The sequence below is a fragment of the Candidatus Spongiihabitans sp. genome, assembly GCF_965237845.1.
Lineage (GTDB): Bacteria > Pseudomonadota > Gammaproteobacteria > Arenicellales > Poriferihabitantaceae > Spongiihabitans.
Genome location: NZ_OZ250154.1, coordinates 2,062,080 through 2,074,041, shown reverse-complemented (window position 1 = coordinate 2,074,041; position 11,962 = coordinate 2,062,080). Strand labels below are relative to the sequence as shown.

The 11,962-nt window shown below is 46.7% G+C and carries 10 protein-coding genes; 9 read left to right on the top strand and 1 reads right to left on the bottom strand.

The features are described from left to right. Positions 1-13: 13 nt before the first annotated feature. Complete coding sequence (locus tag ACPXXB_RS09895; RefSeq protein ID WP_423907065.1) at positions 14-844, bottom strand: inositol monophosphatase family protein; 831 nt, start codon at positions 842-844, stop codon at positions 14-16. Positions 845-975: 131 nt separating this feature from the next. Here ACPXXB_RS09895 and ACPXXB_RS09890 point away from each other — a divergent pair, with 131 nt between their 5' ends. The 9 genes from ACPXXB_RS09890 to gap all read left to right on the top strand — a co-directional run bounded on the left by ACPXXB_RS09890 (position 976) and on the right by gap (position 11,901). Further along, entirely contained in the window at positions 976-1,782 is an 807-nt protein-coding gene (locus ACPXXB_RS09890) for an RNA methyltransferase (RefSeq protein ID WP_423907063.1), read from the top strand. After that, positions 1,779-2,381: a DUF924 family protein gene (locus tag ACPXXB_RS09885; protein WP_423907061.1), complete on the top strand. Its 603-nt coding sequence runs from the start codon at positions 1,779-1,781 to the stop codon at positions 2,379-2,381. Before ACPXXB_RS09890 ends, ACPXXB_RS09885 begins: the two co-directional genes overlap by 4 nt. A 131-nt stretch (positions 2,382-2,512) precedes the next feature. Beyond that, on the top strand, positions 2,513-4,531 hold the full coding sequence (locus ACPXXB_RS09880) for a DNA methyltransferase (RefSeq protein WP_423907060.1): 2,019 nt from the start codon (positions 2,513-2,515) through the stop codon (positions 4,529-4,531). 153 nt (positions 4,532-4,684) lie between these two features. Further along, the gene (locus ACPXXB_RS09875; protein WP_423907059.1) at positions 4,685-4,810 is read left to right on the top strand and encodes a hypothetical protein; all 126 of its coding nucleotides are present in this window, start codon (positions 4,685-4,687) and stop codon (positions 4,808-4,810) included. Between the two features lie 191 nt (positions 4,811-5,001). Then, entirely contained in the window at positions 5,002-5,559 is a 558-nt protein-coding gene (locus tag ACPXXB_RS09870) for a DEAD/DEAH box helicase family protein (RefSeq protein ID WP_423907057.1), read from the top strand. Continuing rightward, positions 5,543-7,582, top strand: coding sequence for a DEAD/DEAH box helicase family protein (locus ACPXXB_RS09865; RefSeq protein WP_423907055.1), 2,040 nt, complete (start codon positions 5,543-5,545; stop codon positions 7,580-7,582). The genes ACPXXB_RS09870 and ACPXXB_RS09865 overlap by 17 nt, the downstream gene beginning before the upstream one ends. Positions 7,583-7,735: 153 nt before the next feature. Then, entirely contained in the window at positions 7,736-8,437 is a 702-nt protein-coding gene (locus tag ACPXXB_RS09860; RefSeq protein WP_423907053.1) for a thermonuclease family protein, read from the top strand. 381 nt (positions 8,438-8,818) lie between these two features. After that, positions 8,819-10,816 carry a transketolase gene (gene tkt / locus ACPXXB_RS09855; protein ID WP_423907051.1) on the top strand — a complete coding sequence of 666 codons (1,998 nt, stop codon included), beginning with the start codon at positions 8,819-8,821 and terminating at the stop codon, positions 10,814-10,816. An 83-nt stretch (positions 10,817-10,899) separates the two neighbouring features. Next, on the top strand, positions 10,900-11,901 hold the full coding sequence (gene gap, locus ACPXXB_RS09850; protein ID WP_423907049.1) for a type I glyceraldehyde-3-phosphate dehydrogenase: 1,002 nt from the start codon (positions 10,900-10,902) through the stop codon (positions 11,899-11,901). Positions 11,902-11,962: the final 61 nt, after the last annotated feature.

Here is an 11,962-nt window from a genome sequence, read left to right as displayed (position 1 = left end):
TTTATAAAAAGAGCTACGTTTTAGTGCTGAGTTTTGATTTTACCAATGCCAACAGTTCATTAAAAATGCCCTGATTGGCAGCCAGGATGTTACCGTTTTCGAGGAAATCCTGGTTGCCGTCAAAGTCTGCGACCAGACCTTTGGCCTCCCGTACCAGCAGGCTTCCGGCAGCGATATCCCAGATTTTTAAGCCAGGCTGCCAAAAAGCATCGGTGCGGCCACAAGCCACAGAAGCCAGGTCCAAAACCGCAGATCCCGAATGTCGAATACTGGCTACTTTGGGAATCAGAAGTCTGAAACACTTCAACCAGCTATCGAAATTCCCGCTCTCGAAATCATGCGCATCCATGTTGGGATAACCCGCACAGATTAAACTTTGCTGCATGGAGGCGCGACCGCTTATCCGTATTCTTCGGTCGTTCAATTGCGCGCCCTGGCCGCGCGAGGCCGTGTATATTTCATCCCGAAGTGGATCAAAAATAATGCCGTGCTCTATTCTGCCTTTGTGACGTATTCCTAGTGAAACGGCAAAATTGGGGTTGCCATGGAGGTAGTTTGTGGTGCCGTCCAGGGGGTCAATTATCCATTCAAATTCGTCTTCGCCCTGATGTTCGGAGTCTGGAGAATGCGTTTGGCCGCTTTCCTCGGCGATGATTCGGTGATTGGGGTAGAGGTAGTGAATCGTATCGATGATATCTTCTTCGGCCATTCGATCCACGTCGCTGACAAAATCATTTCTGCCTTTTTTCTGCACCGACAACTGATCGATTCTGTCGATATGGCGCACGATGATACGACCTGCGCGCCGTGCGGCTTTTACCCCGACATTAACTATCGGGTTCATTGGGCTTGTCTGGATTTATTCACGGAATCATTCCTTATAACGGATTGCCTTTAACGGATTACATGAGGCAGAATCGCGCTCAATGTTTTGTTAGCCATCGAAATCGAAAGACCATCGAAAGACCTGATAAATTGAAAGAGCTTGATTATATCCGAGTCGCGCTCATTGAACCTACCCATCCGGGAAATATAGGGGCGACTGCCAGAGCCATGGCAAACATGGGGGTCAATCAGTTAACACTGATTAATCCCAAAGCGTTTCCCAGCCCGGTCGCTAATGCACGGGCCGCAGGTGCGGTCCGCATTCTGGATAATGCGCAGGTTGTTGATAATCTGGACCAGGCAATCGCCAACTGCACGTTGGTTTTTGGAACAACTTCAAGGCTGCGCTCGATTGAGTGGCCGTCTCTCGACCCACGGCAAGCCATGGAAAAAGCCGCCGCACATGCGGCACATTCCCAGGTCGGGATTCTGTTTGGCAGCGAGAGCAGCGGCTTGACCAATGACCAACTGGAGCGTTGTCATCATTTGGTGCGTATCCCGGTGGAAGATAAATTTGCGTCCCTGAACCTTGCATCTGCGGTAATGGTAATGCTGTACGAACTAAGACGCAGTTTGCTAGGCCAGGAAAGTGTTTCTCCAAACCCTGCAAATGAGCCGATGGCTAACGTGACAGACATGCAAAATTTTTACATTCACCTGCAGCAAGTTTTAAAGCTCATAGCGTTCAGCGATGGTCGATCGACAAAACTGCAACGAAAACTTGTTCGGTTATTCAATCGAGCGCATCCTTATGAGCAGGAGATAAAAATGTTGCGCGGGGTGCTTGCCGCCATTGAGGGCAAGGTTGCAAGCCTGAGTGGTATTGTAAACCGGCAACGCTTGACAAATAATGAAGCGATTCAAACAGAAAAGCAAAGCCAGAGAAGCAAAGCATGAGCGAACAAATCGAGAGCGTACTGGAGTTCTGGTTCGGGCGTGGCCAAACCGCAATCGAGGTGGCTGCTGAAAAGACCCCGCTATGGTGGAGCAAAAACGACCTGATTGACCGGGAAATCATCGACCGTTTTGCCGCAACCAGCGAAGCGGCGGCCAATGGCGAACTTGCTCATTGGGCCGAATCTTGCCGCGGCTTGCTGGCGCTGATTATTTGCACTGACCAGTTTCCCCGCAACATGCACCGCGATACGCCAAAGGCATTTTCCTTTGATTCGGTTGCCCTGGGTTTTGCCAAACAATGCGTGGACAGCGGCGCGGCGTTGCAACTACGCCCCATCGAGCGGGTGTTCGCCTACCTGCCGTTCGAGCACAGCGAAGAGTTAGCCGAGCAGCAACGCTCGGTCGCCCTGTATCAGGCATTGGCGCAAAGCGTCGGCGCGGACGAGGCCGAATTGTTTAATGGTTACTGCGAGTTTGCCGACAAGCATTACCGGATCATCGCGCGCTTCGGCCGTTTCCCCCATCGCAACCGGATTTTGCGGCATCACTCAAGCGATGAAGAACGGGCTTTTCTCGAACAGCCGGACTCTTCGTTTTGATGGGCGGGTGCTGCCGATAGCAGGGTTATACTTTGCTATCTGTGGACATAATCGGGTGTTTCCTGGCCTGATCTTGGATTCGATAGACAGGCAATGTTTGGGCGAAAGACAAATGCACGATAAACAAGAAAATGACAAAGAGTTTTAATGAAAAACTGGTTGATTTGCTGAAAACAGATGCCCGTTTTGTTGACGGTGATGGCGGTCTGATCAGAGCGGCGGTGATTGATCGGGCGTGGAAGATTGACCATGATCTGGTGAAGTTGCTGTTGGGGAAGCCTCAGATAAAGAAGACATTCTTTGATGAGATCGAGGGTCATTGGATTTTCAATATCAATACCTTTATCGAGTATGTGTCCGATAAAAACTTCCTTGCCAATTCCTATACTCGTTTTCGCAATAAAATCGGCTTGAACATTGACGGCAAGTTTCTGCGCGAGCGGGGCGAGGTGTCGCTGGTTTGGCCGTACAAGGATTGCGTGCTGGAAGGCGGGCAGACCAAAGAGGAGGAAAAGCGAAAAGAAATCTTTTTCAATGAAACGCTGGCGCAGGATGAAATTGACCGGCTGTTTGACCCGAAGGTGCTGACTAACTGGAAACGCTACACGGTTGACGGCGAGCGCAAGGTTACGAAAATTGCGCGGGATGAAAACGGCACAATCCGGGAAAACCTGATTATCAAGGGGAATAACCTGTTGGCGTTGCATATTTTGAAAAAGCAGTTTCGGGGTAAGGTGAAACTGATTTATATTGATCCGCCGTATAACACGGGCAACGATTCTTTTGGTTACAACGATAATTTCAATCACTCTAGTTGGCTGACTTTTATGAAGAACCGGCTGGAAGTGGCGAGGGAATTGTTGAGAGATGATGGCGTTATACTGGTCCATTGTGATTTTATAGAAGATAGTTATCTAAAAGTTTTATTGGATGAAATATTCGGTCAAAATAATTATGTAAACAATATTGCCATTAGGGATTCTCATCCGAGTGGATTAAAGTTATCTGCAAGAACAAAAACAATTATAAAAACAAAATCAACAATGCTTGTTTATAGAAAATCAGAAGACATAACTATAAATCCTATATATCAGCCAAGGCTTGAATGGGATACTCATTTTAATTCTTTTGTTGAAATTGGTGATGAGGCTCTACCCAAAATCCCTCTTAAGAAATATATAAAATCCAATAAAATTTGCGGCAAGGATTTTGAGCTAGATTCAAATGCCCTCAAAAACCATAGGTTCAGAGAGTTTTCTTTTGAGAATAGAGATAAGATATTTCAGGGGACTAAAGAATTGCCAACAGAAGCAAGAGAATTAAGTTTAAGAAACAAAGATAAAGTAGTTGAATATAAAAAAGGAGAATTTGCATATAACGGAAGAAGACTCTCTCCATTGAGCAGGAGCATTTATAATATTGGATTTGAGAAATATTACGAAGAGGATTTTGGCAAATTGCTATGTGATTTTTGGGATGATATAGATTTCAACAATTCTCAGAATGAAGGCGGGACAAGTTTTCCCTCAGGGAAAAAGCCAGAGTTACTTTTGGCGAGGCTTATTTCAATGTTTACCAAAGAAGGTAAAGATATAATGCTTGATTTTCACTTGGGAAGTGGCACAACTGCTGCTGTTGCACATAAAATGGAAAGGCAGTACATTGGAGTTGAACAGATTGACTATGGAGAAAATGACAGTGTAGTCCGCCTTCAAAATGTTATAGGGAAACGAACAGAAGGCACACTGATTGAGGAGTTAGAGGGTTATGACCAATCCGGCATTTCCAAATCCGTCAACTGGCAAGGCGGCGGCGACTTCATCTACTGTGAACTGATGAAATACAACGAGACCTATATGGACAAAATCCAGGCCGCCAAATCATCCAAATCGCTTGTCAAACTCTGGAAAGATATTGCAGAAAACTCCTTCCTGAACTGGTATGCGAATTCGGAAATGCCGAAACAAGCGGTCAATGATTTTATCGAGATCGGCAAAACCGAAAACGGATTGGACAAACAGAAAAAACTGCTGGCGGGGCTGCTGAACAAAAATCAACTCTATGTCAATCTTTCGGAAATAGACGATAAAGATTTTGCGGTCAAAAAAGAAGACAAAAAATTAAATCAGGAATTTTACGGAGATTTGTGATGCGCGAAGACATTCGCTGGATTCAAAGAGCCAATCATTTCGACAGCGCCTTTGCCGAATTGAAAGAGGCGGTTGAACAATCACACGCTCAATAGCCTATAATACTTCATAATGTTTTCCCTACACGCAGGACAACACGAGAGAATCAACCCCATGACAGCTAAAACGAGAGATTCGATTTCTACCCATATTCGCGAGTTCTGTGTGCCCGAGGATTTTCGCAAAGCGGTTAATCTGGAGAAACAGAAGCAAAAAAGTCGCACGATGGCTGTCGATTGAATCCCATGCGTAAAATCGGTATCGCCCGCTGGGGCTTTCTGGCGTGATTAGCGCCCTATTTCGGCAATTGCTTGCTTGGCTGGACTCGCGCACAATCTAAACGATAGCCGATTATCTCCAAGCATGTCGGTGACGATGCATGAAAAAGAGCGGCCGATGGCAGGCAAGACATTTTACCGAGCGGGCGCGTAATGTCGGATAAGTTTCTGTATGAAACGCTCGATTCTGCTTCTGAATTGGGTTTCTTGAAAAAGGAAATCCCGTCATATCTAAAAGATAACCTGAATCCAAAGTTTGCACTGCGCCCCTATCAGGTGGAATCATTCGCGCGCTTTTTTCACTGCCGTGACCAGGATTTTCCGGACAAGGAATGGCCTTTGCATTTTCTGTTTAATATGGCAACCGGCAGCGGCAAGACGCTGATCATGGCCGGGCTGATTCTCTACCTGTATGAAAAAGGCTATCGGAATTTCCTGTTTTTTGTCAATTCCACCAACATCATCGAAAAAACAAGGGATAATTTCCTTAATCCGTTATCAAGCAAGTTTCTTTTCAAGGAAAACATCCGCTTCGGCGCACAACGTGTGAATGTGACCCCGGTGGTCAACTTTGAGGGCATCAACGAAAACGACATCAGCATCTGTTTTACTACCATTCAAAAACTGCATTCCGATTTGACAGCCGAAAAGGAAAACGCCATTACTTACGAAGATTTCAAGAGTAAAAAAAATCGTGCTGATGGCGGATGAAGCGCACCATATCAATGTCGGCACAAAATCTCAGCGAGACGTTGAAGAATTAAATTGGGAAGGAACGGTTCAACGTATCTTTGGACAAAACGAAGACAACCTGCTGTTGGAATTTACCGCCACGCTGGATTACACGCATGGAAACATTGTTGAAAAGTATCGAAACAAGGTGATTTACCGTTACGATCTGCGGCAATTCCGCAATGACGGTTATTCCAAGGATGTGTATATCGTCCAGGCGGATTTCGAGGAAAAAGAGCGCATCATGCAGGCGCTGATTCTCAGCCAGTATAAACAGGAAGTGGCGGCAAAACACCACATCAACTTAAAGCCGGTCATATTGTTCAAGGCGCAAAAGACCATTGCACAGTCACAGCAGAACAAGGCTGACTTTCACCAACTGATTGAAAATCTGATCGAAGATGACATTGAGCGGATACGCGATAAATCGGATATTCCGCTAGTGAAAAGAGCCTTTGAGTTTTTCAAGAGCAACGGTATCACTCCAACACAACTAGCGGAAAGACTGCGCAGGGAATTTGAAGAGCGCCGCTGCATTTCAGTTAACGAAGAAAGGGAGAAGGAGGTTCAGCAGATTCTGCTTAACACGCTGGAGGATAAAGACAATCGTATCCGGGCGGTATTTGCGGTGCAAAAACTGAACGAAGGGTGGGATGTCCTTAACCTGTTTGACATTGTCCGCTGTTATACAACCCGTGACGCAAAAGCGGGCAAGCCCGGCAGAACAACCCTTGCCGAAGCGCAGCTTATCGGACGTGGGGCGCGCTATTTTCCGTTTGTGACCGGCGAGCAAAATGACCGTTTCCGGCGAAAATTTGACAGCAGCCTTGCGGATGAAATGCGGGTTTTGGAAGAACTGCACTATCACAGCATAAATGATTCCCGTTATATTGCGGAGCTTCGCACTGCTTTGATTGATGAAGGTATGATGGATGAACGGGAGATCAGCGAACCGCTTCAACTAAAAAATTCTTTTAAGGAAACAGAATTTTACGAGTGCGGCTTACTCTATATCAATGAACGGGTTAAGAATAACTATGGATATGTCAGGTCGCTTTCGGATATGGGTGTCAGCAAGAAAAACTATGCACACAAAATAGCGAGCGGCAGGGGAGCAACCGATGCATTGTTAGACGATAATGAAAAGGTCGGCAGAGTCGCCGAAGCAGTGCAAAAGGACATGAAAATTACGGAAATTCCCGGACACATTGTTTGTAACGCCATTGCCCGGCAGTCGTTTTTTACCTTTCGTTCCATCAAGAAGTATTTTCCCCATGTTGCATCGGTGCGGGAATTTGTAGAAGCGGATGATTATCTGGGTGGACTGGAAATTACGTTTTTGGGGGATTTGACTGAACTTGACGGTTTATCCAATAAAGCGCAGCTTGATGCGATGATAGGACTGCTTAGTCTGATTGAATTGGAAGTGCGTAAGAGTATTACAGAATACAGAGGCGCGGAAGATTTCAAGCCGAATGCTGTTTCTTCTATCTTTTCGGAAAAGGTTCTTAAACTGATTCAAGGCAGTGAAAGAGCCAACGGCGATGAGCAGTTTGTCTCTGATAAGGACTGGTATGTTTTCAGCGCAAATTACGGCACCAGGGAGGAAAAGGCATTTGTCAGAATGTTTAGCCGACAGATGGACACGCTAAAGGAGAATTATGATGGCATATATCTTGTCCGCAATGAAAGGCATTTCAAGATTTTCAATTTTTCCGACGGGCGGGCATTCGAGCCTGATTTTGTGCTGTTCCTGCGGGAGAAGGGCGGAAATATGCTCACCTATCAAATTTTCGTGGAGCCAAAAGGAAAGCATTTGAAAGCGCATGACAAATGGAAGGAGGATTTCCTTAAAGAAGTGACTAAGAAATTCAAGGGGAGAATTTTAGAATACAAGGCTAAAAAATGGTCGCAAAACTATAGGCTAGTGGGCGTGCCGTTTTACAACAATGAAGATGAAAACAACTTCAAGGGAAGTTTGTATGAAGTGGTGGGAAACTGATGCTTTCATTAGCAACCGGATTTTGCGGCGTCACTCAGCCGATGAAGAACGAGCTTTTCTCGAACAAGCGGGAGTTTCGTTTTGAGCCGATTGTGCTGTGTTGCCCCGCGTGATTAGACAAGCAAACCAGTACTTTACACTTAGGATAACGTAATGAAAATCTCGTTTATTGGAAACTCCGTATTCGTATTGTTGTTAGCTTTTGGAGCATCCGTTGTATTTGCTCAAGAACTAACCGAATTTGCACCGCTTGAGAAGTTGGCGCTATCTGTCAATATCCAGCCTGAGGATACTTCGCCTGATGATGCCTCAAGGCGGTCTCTGGTCAATTTTATGTTGGCGGCGACCATAAAAGGCATCGCTGACGGAGATACCGTAACCTTGGAAGGCGCGAATAAGACACGTTTTAAGATACGGTTTTCTGATATGGATACACCGGAAATTGAGCATGCTGAGTTTACACCTCGCGGAGGCGAGCGTAAGACAATTCCTTTTCGACCTGGACAGCCTGGCGGGAAAGCCGCGACTGATGCGCTGAAAAATCTTGTCAGTGTTGGAGATTCGGTTGCCGCCGAGTGTTATGAAATAGACCGGTACGGGCGTATGGTCTGCCACATATTCAAAGGCAAGACAAACATCAATCTGGAAATGATTAAGAATGGTTGGGGCTGGTTGCCGCGTGATAAAGGGGATGATTTCAAAACAACATGGATTAGGGATCCTGCAAGCTACGATGCGGAGAGTTTAGCAAAACAAAAAGCGCTCGGCGCCTGGGGGTTGCCTGGACAGGTGTCGCCTGCACGGTGGCGCGCAGACTGCTGGAATGATGGGAAGTGCGAAGGGGCAGAGAAGTAACGACGAAAACGGCTGGTTTCTTAATAGGCAAAGAACGTTACAGTCGCTTCTACTGGGAGTTGGCCCCAGATCTCAATATAAGGCCTGCGGTCGGATGGCTGCCAGCTATCATAGAATCGAGTAATAGAAGTTTCCCCGGTCGTTTTATTTTGTCCGGGTTTTCTGTCCTGCAGCATAACATTTAGGCTTCTGCCCGGACCCAAAAACAGATATATTCCACCTCCATAATAAACCCGGTATTGAAGCCTGGCGCCCGGTTGTAAAAGCGGTTTTCTTGTCGCACTACAGGTATATTCAAATAGTGAATTGATGCATTATATCAATAATTTAGAGCCTAAAAATAAGCTTGGCAGTAACCATGAAACAGCAGCCAGAGGTTAAATGTCCCAAATAAGCCGACGAGAAAAAGCCAATGCCATTCGCGCCTTGAGTATGGATGCAGTGCAAAAAGCCAATTCAGGACATCCCGGCGCGCCGATGGGCATGGCCGATATCGCGGAGGTGCTTTGGTCGGATTTTCTTAAACACAATCCGGCCAATCCAAAGTGGCCTAACCGGGACCGGTTTGTGCTTTCCAATGGTCATGGTTGCATGTTGATTTATTCGTTGTTGCACCTTTCAGGCTACGATCTTGGTATAGATGAGATTAAACAGTTCAGGCAACTACATTCGAAAACACCCGGACATCCAGAATACGGTTATACCTCGGGAATAGAAACAACCTCCGGCCCATTGGGACAGGGAATATGTAACGCAGTGGGCATGGCAATTGCTGAAAAGACATTGGCGGCCCAGTTCAATCGAAAAAATCATCCCATTGTCGATCATTTTACATATGTGTTTATGGGTGACGGCTGCTTAATGGAGGGAATTTCTCACGAGGGTTGCTCCCTGGCGGGCACACTTAAGCTGGGAAAATTAATTGGATTTTACGATGACAATGGCATTTCCATCGATGGCCCGGTAGAAGGCTGGTTTACGGATAATACACCGATGCGGTTTGCGAGTTATGGCTGGCATGTTATTGCCGATGTAGATGGCCATGATGCCGATGCCGTAGCCGCAGCTATCGAACAAGCCAGGGCTGAAACTACGCGACCCAGTTTAATTTGTTGTAAAACGATTATTGGTTTTGGCTCGCCTAACAAGGCCGGGAAAGCGTCCAGTCACGGCGCCGCACTGGGCGCAGACGAAGTGGCACTGGCGCGCAAGCAGTTAGGCTGGCGGCATCCGCCGTTTGAAATTCCGAAAGAAATCTATGCTTCCTGGAATGCCCTGGAGACCGGTCAGTCCGCAGAGTCCCAATGGAACGAGGCATTTGAGCGTTATCAAAACGACTATCCGGAAATGGCGGCGGAATTTAAACGCCGAACAAACAATCAACTTCCCGGCAATTTTGCAGAACATTGTGCAAAGTTAATTATTTCAATCGATGAAAAACAGGAATGTATCGCATCACGAAAGGCATCGTTAAATGCGCTGGAAGGTTTGGGCCCATTGTTACCCGAATTAATTGGCGGGTCTGCCGACCTCGCGGGTTCCAATTTAACCAGATGGTCTGGGTCAAGAGGGATTGAAAGCCAATCCGATGGTAACTATATCTATTTCGGTGTGCGTGAATTTGGTATGGCGGCGATAGTCAATGGGCTCGCCCTGTATGGTGGATTCAAACCCTATGGGGCAACATTTTTGATGTTCTCGGAATACGCCCGCAATGCCTTGCGCATGGCGGCGTTGATGAAAATACCAAGTTTATTCGTTTTTACCCATGATTCAATTGGCTTGGGGGAAGACGGCCCTACTCATCAAGCGGTGGAGCAAACGGCGACACTGCGGTTAATTCCAGGAATGTCGGTTTGGAGACCTTGTGATGCTGTTGAGTCTGTGGTTGCGTGGCAGCAGGCTTGCCGATCAACCGATCAGCCCTTTTCTCTTATTTTTTCGAGGCAGAATCTGGCGCACCAAACACGAACTGCCCACCAAACAGATGAAATCAAACGCGGAGGGTATGTGCTTAAAGATTGCGATGGCGAACCCGAAGCAATTATTATTGCCACAGGCTCCGAAGTTGAACTCGCCATGGCGGCGGCCGGGCAATTAGCGGAGCGCCGAATTCGAGTGGTTTCCATGCCGTCCACCGATAGATTTGATGATCAGGATGGAGCCTACCGTGAATCCGTACTACCGTCTGATATTATCAAACGAGTCGCTGTTGAAGCGGGTGTTGGCGATGGCTGGATGAAGTACATCGGGTTTGGCGGTGCTGTGGTAAGTCTTGAGACTTTTGGTGAATCCGCCCCGGCGGCCGATGTTTTTAAATACCTTGGCATGACTACGGAGAAAGTTGTTGAAGCGGTTGCACAGGTTTTATCGCGCTAGGGTTTTATCGAGTTAGGTTGGTTTTATAAGTTCAGTCGGTCCTGGATTATCCAGGAATCAAGCAAATAGTTGGAGTTATTACAATGTCAATAAAAGTTGCAATTAATGGTTATGGGCGTATTGGTCGAAATATCATGCGCGCCAAATACGAATCTGGAAATGATGAAATTGAAATCGTTGCGATTAACGATTTAGGCGATGCTAATACCAACGCGCATCTCACCCAGTATGATACGGTTCATGGCAGGTTTCCCGGAACCGTCGAAGCCAAAGACAATCACATCTTAGTCAACGGCGACAAAATTGCGGTGTTTGCCGAGCGTGACCCGGCAAAATTGCCCTGGGCTGATTTAGGCATTGATGTGGTGCATGAAAGCACGGGTTTTTTCACCACTAAAGAAAAAGCCAGCGCGCATTTAACCGCCGGTGCAAAGAAAGTTGTTATTTCCGCTCCGGGGGGGCAAGACATCGATGCCACCATAGTTTACGGGGTTAATCATGATGTATTGAAAGCAAGCGACACGGTAATTTCCAACGCTTCGTGTACCACAAATTGTCTGGCGCCGCTGGTTAAAACACTCAACGATTCAGTCGGTCTGGTACATGGTTTAATGAATACCATTCATTCCTATACCAATGATCAGGTTCTGACCGATGTCTATCACAGTGATTTGAGACGCGCCCGCTCCGCAACCAGTTCCATGATTCCCACTAAAACCGGTGCCGCAGCGGCAGTGGGATTGGTGCTGCCCGAACTCAATGGCAAGTTGGACGGTTTCTCTATCCGCGTTCCCACTATAAACGTATCCGTTGTGGACTTGACTTTTGTGGCGGCACGGGAAACTTCGGTGGAGGAGATTAATCAGATATTGAAAGAGGGTGCAGATGGAAAAATATTAGGCTATTGCGATCAGCCGTTGGTGTCATCAGATTTTAATCACAACCCGGTTTCCTCGATTGTGGATGCGGGAATGACCCGAGTGACTGGCGGAACATTGGTTAAAGTATGCGCGTGGTATGACAACGAATGGGGTTTTTCGAACCGAATGTTGGATACCACCGTAGCATTAATGCACGCTAAATAGGGTGTTATTTTAACAATCGACCAGGTCCATCACCTTAAAGTATTTCAGGGTGGCGGGCCGC